Raw genomic sequence first — 23,913 nt, forward strand, 5'->3', positions numbered from 1 at the left:
CATCAATGGTTTAGACATAGATATACAGTATTTTTCAGAGCTTGCCTGTTATATTTTACCATTTTATACTCTCAACCTGCTTATGTTAAAATTAAAATATAGTTAAATTAGTAAACCGGGACCATTGGCCCATGTTAAGTGGATATATGTCCTATTTATATCCAGGATAAAATTACCTATGATAGAATTAGCAAGATTTATCAGAACGGGGGTAATGAAATGATAGATAACTTTGATAAAAAAAGTATAAGCGGATCAATCCCCCTCAATAACCCCGATAATGAATCCAATAGTAAACAAAGGTCCGTTGCATGGGTCAATGGGGGAAAAGTTTACGTACAAACTACCAGCCCAGAAGATACAGTTACAATTGTCCCCTGTCCAGAAATACAGCTATTCGTGAACGGAGAACAAATTACAAAACCTGTGGAATTAACCACGGCTGATGAAATATCCGTAAATCTTCCAGCCTTTACTGAGCCGGGTTTTGTTAGGGTCCATGTATCTCCTGATAAAATGTCCGCCTTTATAGATATTAAACCGGATGTTCTTAACAATTATCAGTTAGAAGATTCACCTCCCGCCCCAAAACTCTTTTTAAAAGTCAAACATATCAAAACTACTACGATATCAGAAACAACAGAGTCCCTAGCAACCTTACTTAATAAAAGCAACATTAGCTATGGTATTGATCAGGAAAGAGTAAATGATATCATTAGAAACACTTCTAACGGAATGGTTCTAGTGGCTAGTGGGTTGCCCCCTTCCCCACCCATTGATGACACTATAGATATTGTTTTTGATAAAAGAAAATCAATAGCTAATTCCTCTGAGACTATTAATTTTAAAGAAATGCAATCTATTCCATCTGTTTCCAGTGGTGATGTTCTAGCCATTAAGATACAGGGCCAACTAGGCAAGCCGGGTAAAAATGTATTAGGTCAGGAAATAAGAGTTAATGAACCTAAAAGAATAAACCTGTTATCTGGCTTCGGCGTTCAAATTATAGAAGATGGCATTAAAGCCATCGCTCAAACAGAAGGACTGCCTGTTGTCCAAAAGTCTGGTACAAATTATATTATTTCTGTAGATCCGGTTCTTAAGATTCCTGAAGATGTTAATGTGAAAACCGGTAATATTCGCTTTAAAGGAAATGTAACAATTCTTGGTTCAGTGGAAAATGATATGAGTGTTAGTGCCAGTGGTGATATTACCGTATCAAATATCATTACGAGATGTACTATAATTGCAGGCGGGAATGTTACTGTAAAGGGTAATATAGTTAATTCAGAGATTATTAGTGGTGGTTTTTTCGTCATTTGCAATACCCTCAAGCCCCCTCTTCAAGAATTAGGTAAAGCTCTAGAAAATCTCCTGCTAGCCGGGGCTATCATGTATGACAAATTACCACCCAATACAAATATCAACTTTGGCAATGTTCTGGTTCTTCTTATTGAAAAGAGGTATACTAATTTTATTGGGCTGCTGGATAAAATTCAAAAAATGTTTAAAGAACTTGACATGAAGCTTTTAGGTGAGTATGACCATAAGCTTCAGAAACTTGTTAATAATCTTCATTTAATTAAACTTGTTCAGTATCAAACCCCCGCTGATTTTGAAGCCACCATAAACGAGCTAAACTCATTTTTCTACTATGCAGCAAGGCACGAGAAAAACAGGAGCTTGGTAGATGTAAATGTAGTACTAAATTCTGTCATCAAAAGTTCCGGTGATGTTATGGTTCAAGGCGCGGGTTGCTTCAATACACATATTATTGCCGAAGGCAATGTTACTGTTAATGGAGTTGTCAGAGGAGGCGTCATTGAAGCTAAAGATGATATCTTCATTAAAGAACTTGGATCGGAATTTAGCTCAAAGTCAGTGGTTATAACAGCCAAGGATAAAAAGATTAAAATTACTAATGCCTTTGAGGGCGTAAAGGTACAGGTTGGTAAAATGCAAAAGGTATTAGAGAAAAAGATGACAAATATAGAAGTAAGTCTGGATGAAGAAGGATATTTGCAAATTAAGAATTTCTAAAGAGGTAACCAATGTCGGCACGAATATTATTTATAACTGATGGGTCTCCCTCATCAATGGCCGCTGCTGAAACAGCCATTGAATTTGCTTCCTTTAAAAATGCTATTCTTCATGTAGTATTTATTCTGGATCAAGGCTGGCGGAATCTGCTGGGTGACGAGTGGATGAGCTCCTCATCCACTCGAATAAGTTTCCAGGATTGGCTTGAAATTGGCCTAACAGAGCAGGCAGAAAGCATATTAAATAATACCATAGAACTAGCAGGAATAACATCTGTCGAAACCATTGCAGAGGTAAAGGTTGGCAAGACTGAAACAGTGATATATGATACCGTATCTATGATTAAACCCCTGCTCTTAGTTCTGCCAAACCCCTATTCCACCGCCCCGGGTGCAGCAGGTGGATTATCCTACAATATAAAGTCATTAACGAAGAAGATAACTTGTCCCATCTATCTCGGCCCCAAATTACCAATAGCTTAGATTAAGGTTAGTATTGAATAATACTCAACCTTTTTTATTTGTCAATTATTTTTGTCATTAATGGCAGAATACAGATTAACATAATCTAATCTTTGCTGCTGAATATAGATCTGATATACTTGTATATATACTATGTTCTATAATAATACATTAAAATGATGGAGATAGTTGCATGTCAATAGATAAAAAACTTCTTAATATAATATTAGTTTTCCTTTTAATAGTAATTATTTCTTCTGGAATACTGTTTAAAAATTTCTTTACTAGCTTTAGTCAAGTTGGTGAACTGGAAAAATATTACTATAATTTCAACAGTTATAATGATCTATCCTCTGACATTTTACTAATGACCATAAATTTACAAGATTACATTTCTTACTCAGAAGGTGAATACTTAGATATTTATTTTAAACATAGTTCATTAGCTATAAAAAAAGAGTTAGAATTGCTAAATAGTGCTTCCCTCGATAATAAACAAGAAATATTAGATATGATTGAAATGACTAAATCATATATTTCCTTTGTTGATAAGGAAGTCATTCCTGTAATAAAATCAAATGAGTATTCTACTGAAGATTTAAAATCCTTGCACCTTAGAAATAAAGTGTTCTCCCAGGAATTAACAGAGAAATTACGTGCTACAACTAGCGCCAATCATATAAGGTTTGATCATTACTTTCAAGGTACGATTATAAAAATGAATGGCAATATAATGCTTTTATTAGTTATATTGTTATCTGCCCTCATAATACTTCCCTGGTTCATGTTTAAGACTTTTCACCCTTTCTTAAGTCATTGTTTTTACTTAGATAAGCTAGCACACTATAATAAATTTGCCTCAATATTTGTTGATAATAAGGGTTATATAAAACACATTAATAATTCTGCTAAAGAATTGTTTGGCATACTTCCAAGTTCAATACAAGATCGAAATATTCAAGATATACCAGGTCTATTTCCCCATCTGCAAAGCATCACCCAGCCTTTGCTCCAAGTACTTTTACAAGATAAGGAAATCTCAAAGTATCGTATTAGTTATGCCTTGGATGGTCGGAATATTGATTTATCAGTAGATTACTCCCCCATCATGATCTTAAATAAATCAGCCGGAGCAATGCTTGTTGCAGTTGTGACAGATACGCAAAAAGACAAGCCATTACTTTTAGATACTTTAGAAAAGGAAAGAAAAAGAATATCCATTGAGATCCATGATTGGATCGGGCGATATATGTCCACTATCATTCATTCTCTCGATTATATATTGCGACTTAACAAAAACGCTAATATTAAAGGTGAGCTCTTGGATAGTCTCCTAGATCTTCGCTCCCACTGCCAGACAGCAGCCATTGAGATGAGAGGAATTATGAATGATATTCACCCGTATTTAATAGATAAAGTAGGTTTAATATCAGCCCTTGAATCATATGTACTAACTTTTGAAAAACTTAATAAAATTAAGGTATACATCTTATACCAGGACCGTGCGCTAAGGATTAAAAAGAAGGACGAGATTATTATCTATAGAATCATTCAAGAGGGACTAAGCAATATTACCAAACACGCTAAGGCCACCGAGGTGGATATTAGTTTCACCGTTTTAAATGACTTGCTAAAAATAGAGATTCAGGACAATGGGGGTACCGATGGAGATTTTGTCGCAGGTAAAGGTTTATGGGGTATGAAGGAACGTGCCAGCCTTATTGGTGGTGAAATTTCCTTTGGTCAAAATGATTCTGGTTTCTGTGTCACCCTTACAGTTCCTATTATGCCGGGAGGGCAGCTAAATGAGTAATATAAAGGTTATGCTGATTGAAGATCATAATGTCTTCCGGGAAGGTCTCAAAAAACTATTGGAGCTTGAAGACAATATTTCTGTTGTGGCTGAGGCTGGCTCTTGTAGTGAGGCATTAGAGAAGGTAAATTCAAATGTCGATGTAATTCTCCTGGATATTGGTCTACCGGACGGAGACGGCCTGGATTTGTCCAATGAAATAAGAAAACTATACCCCCATATAAAGCATGTTGCACTTACTACCTACGATGATGCCATTTTCATTAAGAAGGCTATGGAATGTGGAGTAAAGGGGTTCGTTCCCAAATATGCCTTCTTTGATGAAATTAAATCAGCTGTGGTAATGACTTATAATGGGCGTTCCTATCTCTACCCGGGCCTTAATACCCACACCCTTTTGAACCTTTCGGACCCTGGTCTATCAGATAAGGAAATTCAAATATTACAGTTACTCGCCAGCGGACAAAACCAAAAGGAAATTGCCAATATTCTTTTTATGAGCCTTTCAACCTTTCGGAGAAGACTTAGGGATATATTTTCCAAGTTATCGGTAAATTCCGTGGAAGAAGCTCTAACAATTGCTGTTAAAAAGGGTCTAATTAAGTAGGACAAATATGGAGGATATGATGAAACAATCTCCACAGAGCAAAAATATGTTCCCCATGTTTGTTATTATTTCTTTTATAAGCGTTTTTATCTTGTTTGGTGTTATGGAGTTTAGGCACACAAAAAGTGTATTAAATGATTATGAGAACAGTATTCAGCAGGTGGCCATCAATAAAACAAATTTGTTTACTGAAGATCTTAAGGCTATAAGCATAAGTGCGGCTAAAAAGGTTGAAAGTGAAAATGATATTGACGAATCAATAGCTAGAATACCTTCATATGATCATCGCATTACAAACGTTTATTTACTTGACAAGCATGGGAATATTAAGTCCAGTCTTTTTAAGAATTCTTTTGTTGATGATGTTGTTAATAATCTATTTAGAAAGGAACTTGAGCATGGCCCTTCAGATATTATTACCTCTGAGGTCCATACTGATTTAGACTCTCAGTTCAAGGTAATTAGTATTCTAGTTCCACTACAAACAAATGATAATGCCCTGGTTATTTGCTTTAGGTTTGATCAATACCAAAAAGAAATGCTGCAGGAATTTATGGATAACAACTACAGCATTGCAGTATTTGATAAGAATAATTATCCCATCATTTGGCCCTTTGATGAAGCATCCCTGGAAGACTTTGTACATTTACAGGACAGCTATTTCTGGGGCAACATAAAATATAATGTCAAGTACACCATCATTGAAAAAACAGACTGGAAGGTTTATTTTTTCTTTAGAGATAACAATTTTGAAACCTATAGAGCCATTACAATATTGCTTTTGGTATTTGCCCTTTATGCCTGCCTATATCAATTATTTGTAGAGTTCTGGGGAGTAAATACCGCAAAGACCTATTTTGAAAATATTGATTTTGCCATCTTTAATCAGATTAATGAAGGTGTTATAATTGCCAATAATTCTGGCCTGATACTTTTTGCCAATGAAGCTGCCCATAATATTTTTGCTAATCGTCGAAGCACGCTAAGAAATATAAAACTTAAGGAACTCTTCAGCAATGTTGACATTCAGGATGGTAATGATAAGTCTTTAACCCTATCCCTAAAGTTTGGTGATAAGCTATATAAAACCATTCACTCACCAATAGTTAAAACAAATAAAATATTGGGTTCGTTAACTGTTATCAGAAACAGTGCCAGAGAGGACAATGAATATGTTCATATTCTAGATAAACTTATAGAATCTATACCCCAGGGTATTTTATTCGTGGATAAAAATCATCAAATTTCCTTTGCTAACCTCATTGCAAAGTATTTATTCGGCAACTTGAATATAGGCACCAATGTTGGTGTAGTTGACCCTGAACTGGCTGAAAATATTTATAGTAACATTGATTCAGGCGGTCGCAAAAGGATAGAGTTAAAGTCCTTTGGATTAACCTGTGATATCGTTCCGGTATATGATGTGGATGGCATTTATGATGGAACCCTGGTACTGTTACTCCCTCCGGCGGGGGAATTAATTAATAACTAAAAAAGAACTGTACCATAATAATGCATGGTACAGTTCTTTTATTAATGTATTACTAATATTACTATAACTATAACAAGGGCAAGGGATAGGGCTACATAATCCTCTATTCTCTCTGTGGGGAATATTGTTAGGAGCCTATGCTTTTGTTTATTCTCCTCTGGCCCCTTTTGTTCTCCTAAGCCACTCATCACTGTACCTCCTTAAGGTCCTTCAGAAACAAATAATAGAACCACTATTAAGGCTAGCACTGCCTTTAACAGAGCTGCTGCCGAGCCAACTGCCAGGGGCTTCCCCCCTGCTTTTCTTAGTTCCTTTAGGGATATTTGCATTCCTAAACCCGTTAAACCGATGGCAAAAAACCAATTGTATAACTTTCGGATAGTAATAAGTTCTGGTGAAGGTGGCGAGGTATGACCTAAAAAACCAAAGGAAGTAAGAAATACCATAACTAAAAATCCTAAGACAAACACAGGGAATTTGCTCCAGAGCCCAGTATGAATATTTATATGTTCATCCGGTAGCTGAGCTGATTTACTTGTTACAGCTGCCAGGGCCAAAACAACAAAGGGTAAAAATAAGACCCTGGTAAGATTATAAATCTCACCGGTTTTCAAGCTAACAGAGGCATGTTCTGCAGTCCCAGGATCAAAGGCTAGACATGCTGCCAATACTTGTCCAGAACTTAATATACCTGTGCCGGCCCAGACACCAAACTGGTGAGGACTAAGGCCAATTATTGCACCTACTAAAGGAAATATAAATAAAGATGCCACACCAAAAGATAATATCGTTGCAATAGAATATACTACATCGGTGGTCCTAGCCCGTACTGCCGGTGCTGTGGCTACAACTGCCGAAACACCACACACGGCGGTTCCGGCTGCCAATACTGCCGATGATGCCGGGTCCATGCCATATCTATTGCCAAGCCAAAGGGTAAATATCATGGTGAAAATAATAAAGAATAATACCAATATTATGGCAGTGGCACCAAGCTGTGCTAAGTCAACAAAGCTGTAAAGTGAGCCTAGAAGTATGACGCCTAGTTTAATGAAAAGTCTTGAGGTTAACACACCTGGCAATAGCCAATTTGGTATTGTAAAAAGATTCCCTATGATCATGCCAATAAGGATGGATAATAGTATATAGTTTAAGCGGAGGTAATCAATAAAAAACAGCTTCGTATATTCATTGAATACGAATATTGACTCCAACCCCGGCCAGGGTATGCCTAGATCACTTCCACCCATGGTGAAAACAGCAATGGCAAACATGAGAAGAATACCTGGAATGGGTTTAATAATAAATGACATTATATTAAAATGCATTAATTCCTCCTGAAGCCAAACTTGGATTATTAATATTATAGCAGTATTCAATATTTCTCGACATATATTCTTGAAAAGGAAAATGCACAGGGAGCATACCCCTGTGCATTAATTTTATCATTTTATTTTGTATTAAGGTAATTTATTATTGCTATTGTCTACAAATTTATATCCAATGCCTCTAACTGTTTTAATGTACTGGGGATTAGATGGGTCATCCTCTATTTTCTGTCTGACATATCTTACATGAACATCCACTGTTCTTGTGTCTACATTAAACTCAAATCCCCAGACCCTATCCAGCAGCTGTTCCCTGGTAAATACTTTACCTGGATATGCCATCAAGGTATGAAGTAGTTTAAACTCCTTAGGTGTAAAATTTATCAGCTGATTATTAAGTAATACTTGAAACTTTTCGACATCAATTACTAATCCTTCTGATTTTAGTTCTCTGCTGCTTGTAAACTGGGGTTTTTCATTCTTCGTTCGGCGCAAATTAGCTTTGACCCTTGCATTCAATTCCCTGGGGCTGAAGGGTTTTGGTATATAATCATCAGCACCCATTTCAAGACCAACCACCCTGTCTAAAATATCGCCCCGAGCGGAAATCATAAGGATAGGTATTGATGAAGTATTATCATCATGGCGAAGCTTTCTGCAGACTTCAAGTCCATCTGGTTCTGGGATCATCACATCTAGGATTATTAAGTCCGGTAATTCAACTTTAGCAAAATGTAAGCCTTCTTCACCATTTTTTGCTAGGATAACCTGATGACCATCCTTTTCTAAGTTAAATTTAATTAACTCTAAAATATTATCTTCATCATCTATCACTAGTATTTTACCCACATTAAATCCCCTATCTCAGATATTCACTAGTTAAATTGTAATTATCATTTGTTAAAGCACACTGAACTAAGGGTTAATTTTGAGTTAAAATAAAGTTAAAGCTTGGTTCCTTAAAAACCAAGCTTTAATAAATTAAATTATAGGATGCTATTCCTAGACGAACATTAAGACTAGCTTAAACGTGCAATATTGCTTCGAACAGAATTAATAGAGTTCTTAAGGGCTTGCATTTCATTTTCACTTAAATCTATTTCAATGATCTTTTCCACACCATCTCCACCAATAATGGCAGGAACACCGGCAAATACATCCGACTCACCATACTCACCTTGCAGGTAAGCGGAAACTGGTAGAATCCTCTTTTTATCTTTCAGGATACATTCTGCCATTTGCATTACGGATGCACTGGGGGCATAGAAAGCACTTCCTGTCTTAAGGTAGTTTACAATCTCTGCTCCGCCTTTTCTGGCCCTTTCAACCATAGCTTCCAGTTTATCTTCAGGGATTAGGGTTGAAACTGGTATGCCACCAACATAGGTATATTTGACCAGTGGCACCATATCGTCACCATGTCCACCAAGAACAAAGGTGGTAACATCTTCAAAGGACACGTTTAGTTCCCGGGCAATAAATGTACGGAATCTGGCTGAATCAAGAACCCCGGATAGTCCAAATACACGGTTTGGCCCAAATCCACTGGCCTTGTAGGCAATATATGTACTTACATCAACCGGGTTGGTTACTACCAGGATATAGCAATTAGGTGAGTATTTTACGATTTGTTCTGTAACATTACGAACAATACCGGCATTTGTATTGAGTAGGTCATCCCGACTCATACCAGGCTTTCTAGCTATTCCGGCCGTAATAATAACAACATCTGAGTCAGCAGTATCCGCATAGTCATTGGTACCGATGATAATACTATCATAACCTTCAACCGGGGCAGCCTCCATTAAATCAAGGGCCTTTCCTTGGGGAGTTCCCTCGGCCACGTCGATAAGAACGATATCCCCTAATTCCTTAGCAGCGGCCCAATGGGCACAAGTTGCTCCAACATTACCGGCACCTACAATAGTGATTTTGTTTCTCTTCATTCTTTAAGGTTCCTCCCATTATTATATAATGCAAATAATTTAGCTCATTTAAATAATGTGCCTATTTAAATTTAGCACGCGAAGGGATGATTATCAACTATATTAGTAATTATTAACATCTGTTTATGACTTCAAACCTGCCATAGTGATCTTACGCCTCACAAAGGCCAGCTGTAATTGTAAGGGCAGTCCCATGGGGCAATTATCATCACAGGCCATCAAGCCCATACATCCGAAGGCCCCTTCGTCGGAACCAATGACTTCAAAATATTCCATATCAGAGCGCTCATCCCTGGGATCTACCATAAAGCGTCCTACCCGGTTAATGCCCGCAGCTCCAAGAAATTCCTCTCTGATATTGGCAGTTGCACAGCCAGCTATACAGCAGCCGCACTCAATACAACGCTCAGATTCGTAAATATTTAGGGCCACTTCATTATCCATGCGATCTTCTTGAGCAATGGGATCAAACTTTTTGTTGGTATGAATCCAAGACTCGGTTTTTAAAGACATGTGCCTAAACCAGGTTCCTGTGTCTACTGCAAGGTCACCAACTAGTTTAAATACCGGCAGGGGCATCAATGTGATTGTATCCTTAAAGTCTTTAGTTAAGGTCTTACAGGCTAGCCTGGGACGACCGTTTATTACCATAGCACAGGAACCACAAATTGCCGCCCGGCAGACAAAATCAAAATTAAGGGATGGGTCCTGCTCCTCTCGTATTTGGTTAAGGGCCACAAAGATGGTCATGCCGGTGCTTTCATTTAGTGTATATTCCTGCATTCTAGGGGCCGAAGACGGATCGTTAGGATTATACCTAAATATACTAAAAGTAAGTTGCCTACTCATAGCAGCCTCCTTGAGTTACTTTTTTCCTTGGTTAGCACTGGATTCACCGTAACCCCTGTCTCCAGGCGGTAATTCAGTAATCTTCACCGATTCATAATCTAATTTGGGTAAACTGCTGCCGGCTGGCCAGTAAGCCAAGGTTCTCTTAAGCCAGTTAACATCATCCCTTTTGGGGAAGTCCTCCCTGGCGTGGCTGCCGCGGCTTTCTGTGCGCTGTAATGCACCGTAGGATATACAGAGGGCTAGTTTTAACATCCCTGGCATCCTTAGGGCACTTGACAGCTCTGGATTAGCCCACTTACCATCTGACTTTAGACCAAGCTTAAGGGATCTGTGGTAAAGCTCTTGCAGCTTTGCCACTGCCTTTTCTAGGTCGGGTCCGTTACGGAATATTCCCACATAGTCCATAAGGGTTTGTTCCATTTCACGCCGGATCTGATATACGTTCTCTTTACCCTGTTTACCGCTGATTAAGGTATTGATTTTTTCCCTCTGCTGTTTAGCAAAATCCTGTACCTGTGTATAGTTATAGTTTAAGCTTGCTCCTAAGGTGTATTCTGCTACCTTCTTACCTACTATCATACCGCTGACCACTGTTTCAGCCAAAGAGTTTCCACCAAGGCGATTAAATCCATGCAAATCCCAGCAGGCTGCTTCGCCAACGGCAAACAACCCTTTAAGTCCGTAGGCAGCGCCATCAATATTTGTTCTTACCCCGCCCATACTATAGTGCTGGGTAGGCCGGACAGGTATTAAATCCTTTATGGGATCAATGCCGTTAAAGTTTCGACAGATATTTGCGATTTCCCGCAGGTTTGTATTGATATGTTTTTCCCCTAAGTGACGTATATCCAGCCATAGGTGTTGTCCATATTGGCTTTCTACACCCAGCCCCTTGCGGATATGCTGAATCATTCTCCGGGAAACCACGTCCCTAGAGGCTAACTCTTTCTTTGCAGGCTCATAATCAGGCATAAAACGGTGTAGATTCTTATCTAATAAATATCCTCCATCCCCCCGTGCGCCTTCGGTTATCAGAATCCAGACTGGCACCATGCCGGTTGGGTGAAATTGTACTGCCTCCATGTTACCTAATGGCACAATCCCCGTGTCTATGGCGATATACATACCACTACCTTCGTTTATAATCGCGTTGGTAGATGCTCCATAGAGTCTTCCATAGCCGCCAGTGGCAATAACCGTTGACTTGGCCAGATAGATACGCAGCTCACCACTGCGGAGGCAGCGAACCACCATGCCCTGGCAAGTTGTACCATCATGAATTAAGGAAATTGCCTCGGTTCTGTCATGGACGGTGATTCCCATTTTTATAACAACACTGTCAACAGCATACTGCATGGTATGTCCGGCGCCATCTGAAGTGTAGCAGGTCCGCCATTTGGCCGTTCCTCCGAAATCCCTGGCAGTTATTAAGCCTTCCATATCCTTTGTGTCTTCAATTTCCCGGCCATCGGGCAATGTTTTCTTTCCTGCCACCACCCTGTTCCAAGGTACTCCCCAGTAAGACATTTGCCTTACTGCAATAGGTACGGTATTTACAAACAAACGGGCAACCTCCTGGTCACAGCCCCAGTCAGATCCCTTAACGGTATCTGCAAAGTGAACATCTGGTCCATCACCTTTGCCCATGGCACAGTTTCCTAGGGATGCTTGCATCCCCCCCTGAGCTGCTGTGCTGTGTGAGCGCCTTGGAGGTACAAGACTTAATATTATGCAATCCAGACCGGCGGCTGCGGCTTCAATGGCGGCGCGCTCCCCTGCCAATCCAGCACCGACTATTAATACATCAGTGGTTATAATCTGATAGTTGCTCATAGGGCACCTCCCAATGCATTAAATACCCAGAGGGCTGCAAAGCCAAGTCCAAGAATTATAGTAGTTATTACCTTGCAAACAAAGCCTAAGGGCCTGCGGGGGAACCAGCCCCACTTTACAAACTGACGGTAGATGCCAAATCCGGCGTGATACTCACCCAAGAGCAGCAGAACTAGGTAAAACCACCAAAATGCTGTCATACGTTCAGTACTAATTGCTGCATCAATAGGCCATTGGGCCAGAACAACAAAGACGTGAATAGCTCCAAGGGCCAGAATACTAACCCCGGTAATTACTTGAAATATCCAAACCCAGGTATCTGTTCCCTTTAACATTTTGGCATGACGCCAAATAACTTTTTGCTCTTGATATCTGGTAGGAATACGACGGCCCGCTGATAACACATGCATAATTGCCACAATAATGATAAATGGAATACCTATGTAGGATAGATAATAGTCATCCAGTCCGGCAGCTAAAATATCATATACCTCAGTGCCGAGCAAAATGGTGGACACAAATATCATATGGGTCCACAGAAATCCTACCAGGGTCAGGCCGGTAAATAACTCAACTATGTCGTAGTAGAGTTCAGCCCGGGGATTTTTTGTGAGTAACCTCTGTGCTTGCATGACTTTCTCCTTTCGTGATTATCTTAATTAACAACCTCCGGGCATACCCGTAAAGTTGAAAATAACGAAGATTGCAAAATTTCAGTTACTTATAATGCCTACTGTCTTTTCTACATAAACGGGGCTGTACTATTAAGCTAGTTAGAGTATAACATGAATAGCGGAGCTATTTTCCGAATTATCTGATATATCCTGTGTACATGGAATATTTAGTCTATTTCAGGCGCTTCTATAGCCATAATAATTTCTTCTTTAAGTCCACTATATTTGGCAAGCCAATTTCTTCTTTCTTCACGAAGTCTTTGTACCAATTCATTATAGCTTTGCGGTTCATAATAACCCTTGGGTAAGTATTCCTTTATATTGAGTCCTGGGATTTCAACAGGTATATCATAGCCCCAATCTGAGTCTTTCTCCCATTTGATTGTTCCCTTGGCAATATGCTTCATTATTTCGGTGGAAATCTTAATAGTAACTTTTTTACCAGCTTGCTCTGGTTTGGCTCCAACTGCTCCGGTGTTAAGAATATAGCATTCCATATCAGGATTGGCCTTCAGTATAACCAGTAATCTATTCCCTTCTTCTGCTTCTGGTCCCATAATAAATGGATTGGTCCCAACTTCCCTTTTGGACTGTCCGGCCTTTGCAGGATCACCGGCAGAAGTTTCTATTGACTCTCCCAGCATAAAATAGGCTGCAGCCTGTTCAGGAGTTAGTTTGGCAACAGGGGGAATAATATCATTTCTTCTGGTAATAAAGATAATCTTATTTGCCTTTTCTAAATCTATCTTATCGTCCGTGCCAATAACCTCGCTTCGCAAAATAACCCCTCTACCATTGGAGGTTAATTCAACGTTATCAAAATCAATGGTTCCATCGTCCATGACTTTAACGTTTTCAAAAATTGCCTGTGGAGATATTGCAGCATTATATAACACATGTTGGGATTCATCTAAGCCTTCAGTCTTGATATAAAAACCATTTTCCGTGCCGAAGCAATAACCCTTAATGTTCATCAATACTACATCATCTTGCCTAATCATGACTTTTTCTGGTTCAATAAGTTCATGATCGTGCATGGTTAGAGTAGTTTTGCCTGTACCAGACAGACCGAACATTATAAATCCAACATCAACTAATTCATCCTGGCTGTTGGTTACCCTGAGGACTTTACTGCCGGCATGGAAGCCTAAACCGCCTCTTTGTTTAATATCAAACATTGCTTTGCGCAAAAAGGATTTTTTACACTCACCAAAATAGTCCGGACCTAGGATATAGGATATTTTTTCCACTGGGTGACAGAAAATAATTTTTTCCGGCCATTCAGGCACATAGATACTAACTAAATCAGGTTCAGCGTTTTTATCCTCTGGCTCAAAGGTCATACTGGTCCACTGCAATGGAATGCTGGCAAAATCCTTTGTGATATATAATCTGCAATGGTACTTAAAGCTTGTATGGGTGCATAACTGGCGGTCCATTTGGATAACTTCTTTATCTTGTAAAAATTGGTGTACCTGCTCTGCCAATGCCAGGGCCTTTTCAGGAGCCATGCCCTGCTGGTCAACACCTAGATTAAACCCATCTGCATCAACCACAAAGGTAACCTTTGCGCTTCTATTACGCATTTGAGAGATAAAACTAGCACTACCAAATTTAGTGGTTTTTTCTTTGTGCGCAGCCATTCTCCTTAGTTCTTCTGGTGAAGGATTATTGATAATATTGGCAGCCTCCACAAAACGTTTTAAATTCGCCATTTTTGGTATCCCCTTTCTTAATAACCCTGACTACAATTAGTGTATATTGTATACAATATACACTAAGGCGTCAACGTGAACCAGTCAGTTAACAAGAAATGCTCATATTAACGCCTGTATTTTATTGGTTTTATTCTATGGCATATAGTTTTCTACCAGCCTGATATAAATCTCCGCCGAATGCATCATTAACAACAATGGCTGGGAAGTCCTTAATAACCAATCTATAAATAGCCTCTGGACCCAATTCCGGATAGGCCACAACTTCAGCTTCAACAATACATTTGGAGATTAGGGCCGCAGCTCCACCGATGGCAGCAAAATACACTGCACCGTATTCTTTCATGGCCTTAATTACCGACTCACTGCGTGCTCCCTTGCCAATCATTCCCTTTAAACCCTTTTCTATGAGCCTAGGTGCATAGGCATCCATACGCCCTGAGGTAGTAGGACCAGCAGAGCCAATAACTCTCCCTGGAGGTGCTGGAGAAGGTCCAACATAGTAAATTATCTGTCCGTCAAGGTCCACCGGTAGATCTTCTCCCCTGTCTAATAGATCAACGAGCTTCTTGTGGGCTGCGTCTCTCCCGGTATAAATAACTCCGTTTATTAATACCTGTTGTCCAATTCGTAAATTATTTACTACCTCCATATTTAAAGGAGTATTTAAACGCACTCTGGTCACCTTATTACCCTCCTATATTTCAACGGATTTATGCCTTGCAGCATGGCAGTTTATATTGACTGCCACAGGTAAACTAGCAATATGAGCACCAAATATTTCTATATGTACACCCAATGCTGTGGTTCTACCGCCTAAACCTGCAGGTCCAATACCCATCCTATTGATTTTATCCAATAACTCCTGTTCTAGTTTAGCAATATCTTCTAGGGGGTGAGGTTTTCCAATCTGTCTGAGTAAAGCCTCTTTGGCCAGTAATGCGCATCTTTCCATAGTACCGCCAATCCCAACACCTATTACCAGGGGCGGGCATGGGTTTGGTCCGGCATTTTTGATAGTCTCTAACACAAAGCCTTTTACACCTTCAACACCTTCAGCGGGCTTGAGCATTTTAAGGGCACTCATATTCTCACTGCCGCCACCCTTTGGCGCAACAGTTATTTTTATTTTCTCACCAGGAACTATATTAGTATGTATTACAGCCGGGGTATTATCACCGGTATTTACCCTGTCCAGAGGATTGCCAACTATAGATTTACGAAGATATCCTTCTTGATATCCCTTCCTGACACCCTCATTAATAGCTTCGTTAAAATCACCATTAATCACATGAACATCCTGCCCCATTTCTACAAATACCACGGCAAAACCAGTATCTTGACACATGGGAATGGACTCGGATGAGGCTATATGTGCATTTTCCAGCAAAAGATTAAGTATTTCCTTACCACTTTGGGAGACTTCTGTGTTACAGGCCTTTTTAAAGGAGTCCAGAACATCATCCTCCAATTTATAGTTCGCCTCTTGGCAAATTTTTGCCACTGCCTCAATTATTTGCTGTACATCAATAGTTCTAATGCCGGTAACCTCCTTATTCAATCTATCACTTATTTTATTTACTATATTCTTGCAATATACGTGCCATAAGCACAAACAGTTACCATTACCTGGTAACCTTCCATTAACAGTTGCTTAGCAGGGGTGAATGGTCTTATTTTAACCTTAAATGGTAACATATTAATTAATGTGTTATCACATATATTTATCAGTTTCTAAATATTAGAAGCCCACACCCATTAGAACATGGTGGTGAGCTCTTTGATGTTTCTAATATTTAGAATTATTCTAAATATTAGAAGTTAAAATATTATATTTTTTGACTTTATTATACAAAGTAGCCAGGGAAATATTTAGAAACTTGGCTGCCTGCCGTTTACCTTCCACGCTGACTCCATATTTTTCAAGGGCCCTTGTAATCATGATTTTTTCAATATGATCAAGGGGCATTAATCCTAGTTCAGGCACATCCTGGTTGCCCAAGCCCATAGTTATATGGGGTGCTAATTCTTTGATGGTGATTAATTCTGAGTCCAGGGAGACCATAATTCTCTCCAGAACGTTTTCCATTTCTCTAATGTTTCCAGGCCAATTATAGCCGGACATTGCCCCAAGGGCCTCTGCAGTTAATCCCACCACCTTACGTCCTAGCTTTCTGTTAAGACTAGTGATAATGTGGTTTGCTAATTCTGGTAAGTCCTCAGTTCTCTCCCTTAGGGTAGGCAAATTTATTTCCACTACACTAAGGCGGTAATAGAGATCTTCCCTGAACTTCCCCTCCCTAACCAGTTGTTTAAGGTTTCTATTGGTTGCGGCAATTACCCTCACGTCGATACTAATAGTTCTATTGCTTCCTAAAGGCTCAAATTCACGTTCTTGCAGTACCCTTAGCAGTTTTGCCTGCAATAGTAAATTCATATCCCCTATCTCATCAAGAAATAGTGTGCCTGAATGGGCCAAGCTAAACTTTCCAATTTTGTCCTTTAAGGCGCCGGTAAAGGCACCCCTGGCATAACCAAAGAGTTCACTTTCCAAAAGGGTGTCGGGTATTGCTGCACAATTAATGGCAATAAAGGGATTATCTCTCCTGGGACCTCCATTATGAATAGCGTTGGCAAACACTTCTTTACCAGTTCCACTCTCACCTAGAATGAGTACCGTACTGCTGCTTCTAGCTGCCATCTGGGCGGTTTTTATACAATCTCCTATGGCAGCACTGCCCCCAACAATGTTTTCAAAGCCATATTTACTCTGGGTTACCTGACCATATTTATCGGAAAGATCCCTAATCATGTTGGTACTGCGCTTTAAGTCTTCTATAAGCTTAATAATATCCGTGATATGTTGAAATATAACCACTGCGCCTATGATCTCACCATTGACCACCATAGGTACAGCATTAGAAATTACTTCAGCATTACTACCCCCAACCTTTGTTCTGTGACCTGTAATGGACTTTCCTGTTTTTAAAGCTAAGGCCAAAGCACCCTCAGGTGATATATTAAAGATATTTTCTTTAGTTCTGGTTTCAAAGGGGATACCGGTTATTCGACAGAAGGCAGGATTTACATAAATAATATTCCCATCTTTATCTGTTACTTCAATGGCCTCTTGAACCGAATCCAACACAGCAGCTATAATACCAAGAGATAGCACCAAATCACCCCCATGATATTATTCGCCCGTCCTGCTTAAAAAACCTTTCAGAATCATATTAATACATTTTGTTCCTGAAATACTCTAAGCATGTGTTTTAACTTGTAATGGATTAGGCTTTTTCTTTGCCTTTTTCATCAAAACAAAAAAAGCTGTTGAACCAATCAGCCAGCATATGATACCGGCTACGATGGAAGGGGCTAATAAATTCATATTCTTTATGGAAAGCCATGTTGCTAAAACACAGATTAATCCCCCACACATTCCGGCAATGGCCCCATAAGCTACCTCCGATGCCTCGGTGCGGCCCTTTTCTGATCCGGCAATGATTACTGCGGAAATCATTACCGCTGGGAAGGCTGCAAATATCCCTGCCAAGCTCTTCCAGGGAATTATTATTAATAAGATATAGCAAAGGGCTACAGCTGAGCCTCCTAAGACAAATCTCACTGACAAATCTATGATGTTTTTGCTCATGATCATTGCCCCCATCCAAGATAATTTATTGAAAAAAATATGATTAAGGATACCAGCATCCATATTGCCAAAGAGGATAATATCCCTTTCCAGTGCCCCTGTCTGATTATGAAATAGCTGGCTGCAACCGCACATATCATATTGGCAATCATTCCAACTACTGCACCCTTTGATATTGATTGGGCTGCCAGCAAAGCTTGTTCTCCTTGGAACTGCCAGACAGAACCTACTAAGGCAGCCAGGTAAACAGCAGGAAAAGCAGCAAATATGCCACCCACCTTCCCCCCCACAGACCTTGCCACAATGGTGGACATTACCACTGCTATGCCGCCAAAGGCAAATCTGAGTAATACCCCGGACATTGAAATTGCCTCCATCTGACATCACTCCAATTGTTTAAATATTAAAACAACATCTATAAAATACAAAACCCGGGGTAATTACCCCGGAAATCGGTTATTCCATCTTATGGTCTGACCTTTGGCTTTATTGTACTCCTGTGTATTTCATCAAGCAACATCTATTTGCTAATTATAATAAATAATTTCATTTAATTACGAACAAGTGTTTTGCATATTGCCACCAAGATGTTATAATATACCAAAAGAAAACTCAGCGACCTTGAAAGGTGTGAATAATATGCTTAATTCCAGAGAGGAATCAATATTAAATATTATCATAGAAAATGTAAAGCAAAAGGGCTATCCCCCATCAGTTAGGGAAATAGGTGAATCAGTAGGGCTAGCCTCAAGCTCCACTGTACATACATATTTGAAAAAATTAGAGCAAAAGGGTTATATTCGGAGAGATCCTACCAAACCAAGGGCAATTGAAATTATTACGGATCAAGATAAGTCAGTTGATTCTACTTCAACTAGCAAGGGCAAGTTTAATGATGATGAAGAGTTAATCACAGTACCTCTTTTAGGACAAATTGCTGCTGGCGTTCCCCTGCTGGCAGTAGAAAATTATGATGAAACCCTTACTCTCCCCAGAAGTTTTACAGGTTTTGGTGATTTTTTCATGTTAACGGTAAAGGGAGATAGTATGATTGAAGCAGGTATTTTTGAAGGGGATTTAGTGTTGGTAAGAAGGCAGGAAACAGTAAATAACGGTGAAATTGCTGTGGCTCTTCTTGAAGACGAGGCAACCCTTAAAAGATTCTATAAAGAAAAGAATATGATCCGACTCCAGCCAGAAAATAGTAATTTATCTCCTATCTATACTAAAAATGTAAAGGTACTTGGTAAAGCAGTTGGTTTGATTAGAAAAATATAAAAAAGAGGCCATTAGGCCTCTTTTCTTATTGTTCAGAGTTAGCTTGACAACCATTTTTAAAGTGAGGGCAGACACTGCACTGGTCAGCTAAGTCCTCCAGCACAAAACAGTATGTACCCTGCTCTTTCCAACATGGTTTACTGGTATTAGCCCCATCACCCTTGTTATTGTTCCCGGAGCAATGCTTTGTAGTCCAACAAGGATACATGCTAATTATTTGTAGGACTCCAGCAATGTTGAGACCCTTATCATTGATTAACATATGAATAAATTGCAGTCTCTTTACGTCATTATTGCTGTACAGACGTTGTTTATTTCGACGGGAGGGTTCTACCAAGCCATGTTTTTCCCAAATACGCAATGTTTCTGGGTGAACCTTTAAAAGTTCCGCAATAACTCCTATATTAAACATTGGTTGATCATCATTACGAAACAAATCTGTATCTCCTCTCATAACAATTTTTTATATTTATATACATTATAAAGTCTCCAAACCAAATTTGTAAATAAGCTAAATAACTCAAAAATCTTAAAAAAATATTAAATATCTTCAGCGCATGGGACAAACCTCGAATTTTTGTAGATTTTGCCGATTTTAGTGTGACTAATCAATATTAAACTTCAGTTCCAATAAAGGCGCATGCTGCTGGGCCCCATAGACATCAGTTTCACCTAAAGCCCCGGATGGTATTGGGCGGACTATAGTAGCCTTAATGGCATTAGCAGGTGCAAATTCCACAATGCTGATTACTTGTTCTTCGTTTATCCCATAAAGCTCAGCAATTTTCGACTCAGTAATTACTTTTTCTTTACAAGCTGCATTAAATATTTTTTTATCATTAAAGATTATATCCAGGGTTAATTCATAGGGACCAGAGTTTTTACTTCTTATTACAGAGGCTACCTCGGAAAGACTAATTAACTTCATGCTATTTCCCCTCTCCAAAGTTAATAATATCTATAGGAAATAAACTAAGTGGATTCTCGACTTCCATGAGATGGTATATATTGAAATTATAAACAGCTCCGCCCTTAAAATCAGATGGTGAGTAAGGGAAGGCCAAGTTTCCTGCAGTGGCTACTCGTCCAGGATAACCATAATGTAACATGGTAGACCTGGCAAAGGAACATATGGTATTGGCAATTTCTTGTGTCTCACCAACTGCCTCTATGATAATGCCTAGTTCATGGCTATTAATAACTTTCTCCGGCTCAAGTTGAGCCATTACACCGTTTTTACCATATATATTGAAGTTCAAATAATATTCATAGTTATACTTGCTAAAGTTATCCTGAACTCTCCCGCGAACTGCTTCAATTATATGCTCCATCTTAGAAATCATAATTGGGTCCCTGCACCCGGCTATGGAAACAGTTCGGTAGCCAACTTTTTTTGCTCCCTCTAACTTTATGGTGTATTTTTCATTTGCTATATATCTGCTCCCCGCCACCTTTACGGACCTCTCAGTTTCCTCGGTGAAGCTTGTTTCCCTCAAGTCCAAAACTCCCCCTGGACCCGGTAATAAATATGGATTAGTTTTTTCATACAAGGTGTGGGCAGCTACGGATGTTGGGGTGCACTTTCTTTCCGTAGTTAGTGGCTCTACAATAAAGCAATCACTTCTTAATGTACCTAACAGACAATCACTGCCACTTCCAGGAGTTGCTGCAATTGCCCCACACTCAAGTATTTTTCCCATATGAATGGCCAAGCCTTTGTCAAAACCTGCATTTATGGCAGAGGCACTAAATACCGCCGGATCATAGGCCCTTCCCGCTAGGACAACCTTTGCCCCCTTATTCAATGCCTCGATAACAGGTTCTACACCCATTTGTCCCACGATACGCTCAGCAACCTGAATCTCATGCAGATTTAGCTCAGGTACTGGGTATAGGGGCGAAATCTTGCAATTATTAAAGGCCTCGATAACCTTATCTTTATCTATTTCCGAATTAATAACAGCTATGGGAAAGGCCCAATCCTTTTCCTCCGCCAATTCCTTAATGATCTCCAGATTCCAATCCAAGTGAGCTTTAGCACCACATCCCCCGGCAGTACCAATAACTACTGGTATTTCTTTTTGCAAACCGGCTGAAATAATCAGCTCTAGGTCTCGCTTTACAGCCATTCGATCAGTAAAAGACACTCCTGCCCCAAGATAATAGGGGCCTGGATCTGTAGAGCCTGCATCCACAGCAATTAAATGAGGATTCTTTTCCAGCCCTTTAATAAATGATTGTTCCGGGAATCCGTAGCCCAGTATAGCTGTAGGTGATAATACCCTGTATTCCTTCAAGATAAATCCCTCCAAAAATGTTTAGGGTGAGACCAAATTGGTCTCACCCTATTATATACCCATCTGCCAGTTATTTCATTAAGACTCTCGGGATATATAATGAAACATCCTCCCAAAGCACAAAGAATATTAGCATGACTACCATTATAAGTATGAAGGGTAGTACACCACGCACGACATTCTCCAATCTATCCTTGGCCATAGCACTTACCACGAATAGATTCAAACCAACGGGAGGAGTAATCATCGCCAACTCCATGTTCACAGTCATCACAACTGCAAATTGAATTAAGTCTATTCCCAAATGGTGAATCATTGGTAACAAAATAGGCAGGGTAATGAGTGTGATTGATACTGCCTCCAAAAATGTTCCCATGACAAAGAACATTATATTTGTGGCTAGGAAAAATAGGTATTTGTTTAGATGGTTCTCAGATATCCAGTTTCCAACTGCCATAGGAATCTGATTAGTTGTAAGAAAGAAGGAAAAAATCATGGCTGCTGCAATAATCATAAATATCATGGAGGATATATTAATGGATTCCTTTAGTACCCCCCTGATATCCTTTAAGTGCAGTTCTTTATAAATGAAAACCGATACTGCTATGGTATAAAAAACTGACAATACAGCCGCTTCCGTCGGCGTTACTATGCCGGTATAAATGCTCCCCAGAATGAAGATTGGCAAAAAGCCTCCTGGCAAAGCTTTTATAGTTGATTTCCAACGTTCAGGCCAAGAACTCTTTTCTCCGCGACCAAAGCCACCTCTAATAGAATATATGACTGCTGAGCTAATTAGTGCAAGGGTTAATATAGCCCCTGGAAGTAGTCCACCCATAAATAATTTTCCGATGGATTCCTCAGCTACCACGCCAAATATAACCATGGTGACACTGGGTGGAATTAGAATGCCCAGGGTTCCACCTACAGCCACAAGTCCCATGGCATAACGCTTAGGATACCCATTATCAACCATAGCAGGTAGCATAATTGCCCCAATGGCTGCAGCAGTGGCAGGGCTGGAACCGGATATGGCTGCAAAAACAGCACAGGCCAGGATTGTAACAACTGCTAATCCACCTGGAAGATGGCCTAACCAAGCCCTTAAAAAGTTAACAAGATACTTTGCAATACCACCCCTGGACATTAATACACCCGCAAACACAAAGGCGGGTATTGCCATCAAGGTAGGAGACAGTAGGGATGCAAACATCCTCTGGATAATCATGTATAGGCTGAAATCTGATGTAGCAGCTAATATAATGATGGCTGAAACAGCCAAAGAAATGGCAATAGGTACATTTAAGAGGAATAGTATAACAAATAGCAAAAACAATAGTGCAGTTGTCATTTAATGCTCCTCCCCCCTATCCCTTTTTAGCCATTCACTGCCGCCCTTAGGAATTAGGTAGTATAACTTCTCAATAAACCTAATACCTAACATTACACCACTGGCGGGCATGATTAAATTTACTATCCATAGGGGAAATTGGCTGTCAGTGGATTTTTGACCGTAAGTGATATAGGTTTGAACAAGCTCAACTCCGTAATATATAAAGAAAATAGCAAAGGCCAGACCTAAACTATTTGCAAAAATACTGACAAATCTCTTTATATTGATAGGCAAAAAATTATAAAGCATGTCAACTTTAATGTGGTGATCATTACGTAAAGCTACTGCAAGTCCAGCCATGGTTCCCCACACCACAAAGTATACAGAAAATTCATCCAATAATGATTGGGGCATATTAAAAAAGTACCGTAATACTACATTTATAAATACCATAGTTAAACCTAGAAAAAGCATGCCACCTGAGAAGTAATCTTCAAAAGCCGTATAATATTTATTAATATTTTTCAATAGACTCCCCCCCACATGATAAAAATGGGGACGGAATAAAAACCACCGCCCCCATTAAGAGCTA

At 39.5% G+C, this 23,913-nt stretch carries 24 protein-coding genes; 6 read left to right on the forward strand and 18 right to left on the reverse strand.

All coding sequences use genetic code 11. The annotated features are described in order from the left end of the window. Positions 1-219: 219 nt before the first annotated feature. The 5 genes from P6N53_RS09100 to P6N53_RS09120 all read left to right on the forward strand — a co-directional run bounded on the left by P6N53_RS09100 (position 220) and on the right by P6N53_RS09120 (position 6,413). Positions 220-2,040, forward strand: coding sequence for a flagellar assembly protein A (locus P6N53_RS09100; RefSeq protein WP_304542530.1), 1,821 nt, complete (start codon positions 220-222; stop codon positions 2,038-2,040). Between the two features lie 11 nt (positions 2,041-2,051). Further along, positions 2,052-2,522: a universal stress protein gene (locus P6N53_RS09105; protein ID WP_304542531.1), complete on the forward strand. Its 471-nt coding sequence runs from the start codon at positions 2,052-2,054 to the stop codon at positions 2,520-2,522. 172 nt (positions 2,523-2,694) lie between these two features. Continuing rightward, positions 2,695-4,314 (forward strand): ATP-binding protein, encoded by a 1,620-nt coding sequence (locus P6N53_RS09110; protein WP_304542532.1) that lies wholly within the window; start codon positions 2,695-2,697, stop codon positions 4,312-4,314. Continuing rightward, positions 4,307-4,921 (forward strand): response regulator transcription factor, encoded by a 615-nt coding sequence (locus P6N53_RS09115; RefSeq protein WP_304542533.1) that lies wholly within the window; start codon positions 4,307-4,309, stop codon positions 4,919-4,921. Before P6N53_RS09110 ends, P6N53_RS09115 begins: the two co-directional genes overlap by 8 nt. Positions 4,922-4,940: 19 nt before the next feature. Further along, positions 4,941-6,413, forward strand: a complete 1,473-nt coding sequence (locus P6N53_RS09120; protein WP_304542534.1) for a PAS domain-containing protein — start codon at positions 4,941-4,943, stop codon at positions 6,411-6,413. Between the two features lie 41 nt (positions 6,414-6,454). Here the strand turns inward: P6N53_RS09120 and P6N53_RS09125 are convergent, their stop codons facing one another. The 13 genes from P6N53_RS09125 to P6N53_RS09185 all read right to left on the reverse strand — a co-directional run bounded on the left by P6N53_RS09125 (position 6,455) and on the right by P6N53_RS09185 (position 18,775). Continuing rightward, entirely contained in the window at positions 6,455-6,601 is a 147-nt protein-coding gene (locus P6N53_RS09125; RefSeq protein WP_304542535.1) for a hypothetical protein, read from the reverse strand. A gap of 12 nt (positions 6,602-6,613) precedes the next feature. Further along, entirely contained in the window at positions 6,614-7,741 is a 1,128-nt protein-coding gene (locus P6N53_RS09130) for a YeiH family protein (protein ID WP_304542536.1), read from the reverse strand. Positions 7,742-7,873: 132 nt separating this feature from the next. Then, the gene (locus P6N53_RS09135; protein ID WP_304542537.1) at positions 7,874-8,590 is read right to left on the reverse strand and encodes a winged helix-turn-helix domain-containing protein; all 717 of its coding nucleotides are present in this window, start codon (positions 8,588-8,590) and stop codon (positions 7,874-7,876) included. Between the two features lie 170 nt (positions 8,591-8,760). Next, a complete protein-coding gene (mdh, locus tag P6N53_RS09140; RefSeq protein WP_304542538.1) occupies positions 8,761-9,687 on the reverse strand; it encodes a malate dehydrogenase in 927 nt (308 codons plus the stop codon). Positions 9,688-9,810: 123 nt separating this feature from the next. Next, positions 9,811-10,536 carry a fumarate reductase iron-sulfur subunit gene (locus P6N53_RS09145; RefSeq protein ID WP_304542539.1) on the reverse strand — a complete coding sequence of 242 codons (726 nt, stop codon included), beginning with the start codon at positions 10,534-10,536 and terminating at the stop codon, positions 9,811-9,813. A 15-nt stretch (positions 10,537-10,551) separates the two neighbouring features. After that, complete coding sequence (locus P6N53_RS09150) at positions 10,552-12,372, reverse strand: fumarate reductase flavoprotein subunit (RefSeq protein ID WP_304542540.1); 1,821 nt, start codon at positions 12,370-12,372, stop codon at positions 10,552-10,554. Next, positions 12,369-13,004 carry a succinate dehydrogenase/fumarate reductase transmembrane subunit gene (locus tag P6N53_RS09155; protein WP_304542541.1) on the reverse strand — a complete coding sequence of 212 codons (636 nt, stop codon included), beginning with the start codon at positions 13,002-13,004 and terminating at the stop codon, positions 12,369-12,371. Before P6N53_RS09155 ends, P6N53_RS09150 begins: the two co-directional genes overlap by 4 nt. 209 nt (positions 13,005-13,213) lie before the next feature. Next, positions 13,214-14,761: a phosphoenolpyruvate carboxykinase (ATP) gene (locus tag P6N53_RS09160; protein ID WP_304542542.1), complete on the reverse strand. Its 1,548-nt coding sequence runs from the start codon at positions 14,759-14,761 to the stop codon at positions 13,214-13,216. 130 nt (positions 14,762-14,891) lie between these two features. Continuing rightward, positions 14,892-15,446: a Fe-S-containing hydro-lyase gene (locus P6N53_RS09165; protein ID WP_304542543.1), complete on the reverse strand. Its 555-nt coding sequence runs from the start codon at positions 15,444-15,446 to the stop codon at positions 14,892-14,894. Positions 15,447-15,458: 12 nt separating this feature from the next. Further along, positions 15,459-16,301 carry a fumarate hydratase gene (locus P6N53_RS09170; RefSeq protein ID WP_373323028.1) on the reverse strand — a complete coding sequence of 281 codons (843 nt, stop codon included), beginning with the start codon at positions 16,299-16,301 and terminating at the stop codon, positions 15,459-15,461. 267 nt (positions 16,302-16,568) lie between these two features. Continuing rightward, complete coding sequence (locus P6N53_RS09175) at positions 16,569-17,936, reverse strand: sigma-54 interaction domain-containing protein (protein ID WP_304542545.1); 1,368 nt, start codon at positions 17,934-17,936, stop codon at positions 16,569-16,571. Between the two features lie 84 nt (positions 17,937-18,020). Further along, positions 18,021-18,413: a DUF3147 family protein gene (locus P6N53_RS09180; RefSeq protein WP_304542546.1), complete on the reverse strand. Its 393-nt coding sequence runs from the start codon at positions 18,411-18,413 to the stop codon at positions 18,021-18,023. A 2-nt stretch (positions 18,414-18,415) separates the two neighbouring features. Then, positions 18,416-18,775: a DUF3147 family protein gene (locus tag P6N53_RS09185; protein WP_304542547.1), complete on the reverse strand. Its 360-nt coding sequence runs from the start codon at positions 18,773-18,775 to the stop codon at positions 18,416-18,418. Between the two features lie 277 nt (positions 18,776-19,052). On the opposite strand from P6N53_RS09185, the gene lexA reads away from it, so the two are divergent. Beyond that, a complete protein-coding gene (lexA, locus tag P6N53_RS09190; protein WP_304542548.1) occupies positions 19,053-19,691 on the forward strand; it encodes a transcriptional repressor LexA in 639 nt (212 codons plus the stop codon). 25 nt (positions 19,692-19,716) lie between these two features. On the opposite strand, the gene P6N53_RS09195 is transcribed toward lexA, so the two are convergent. The 5 genes from P6N53_RS09195 to P6N53_RS09215 form a co-directional block, all read right to left on the reverse strand. Next, positions 19,717-20,127 carry a MerR family transcriptional regulator gene (locus tag P6N53_RS09195; protein WP_304542549.1) on the reverse strand — a complete coding sequence of 137 codons (411 nt, stop codon included), beginning with the start codon at positions 20,125-20,127 and terminating at the stop codon, positions 19,717-19,719. A gap of 168 nt (positions 20,128-20,295) precedes the next feature. Beyond that, positions 20,296-20,619, reverse strand: coding sequence for a DUF4387 domain-containing protein (locus P6N53_RS09200; protein WP_304542550.1), 324 nt, complete (start codon positions 20,617-20,619; stop codon positions 20,296-20,298). Position 20,620: 1 nt separating this feature from the next. Continuing rightward, positions 20,621-21,988 (reverse strand): acyclic terpene utilization AtuA family protein, encoded by a 1,368-nt coding sequence (locus P6N53_RS09205; RefSeq protein WP_304542551.1) that lies wholly within the window; start codon positions 21,986-21,988, stop codon positions 20,621-20,623. A gap of 70 nt (positions 21,989-22,058) precedes the next feature. Then, positions 22,059-23,339, reverse strand: coding sequence for a TRAP transporter large permease (locus P6N53_RS09210; RefSeq protein ID WP_304542552.1), 1,281 nt, complete (start codon positions 23,337-23,339; stop codon positions 22,059-22,061). Further along, the gene (locus tag P6N53_RS09215; RefSeq protein WP_304542553.1) at positions 23,340-23,849 is read right to left on the reverse strand and encodes a TRAP transporter small permease; all 510 of its coding nucleotides are present in this window, start codon (positions 23,847-23,849) and stop codon (positions 23,340-23,342) included. Positions 23,850-23,913: the final 64 nt, after the last annotated feature.

Origin of the sequence: Desulforamulus aquiferis (genome assembly GCF_030577015.1) — a bacterium.
GTDB classification, from domain to species: Bacteria; Bacillota; Desulfotomaculia; order Desulfotomaculales; family Desulfotomaculaceae; genus Desulfotomaculum; species Desulfotomaculum aquiferis.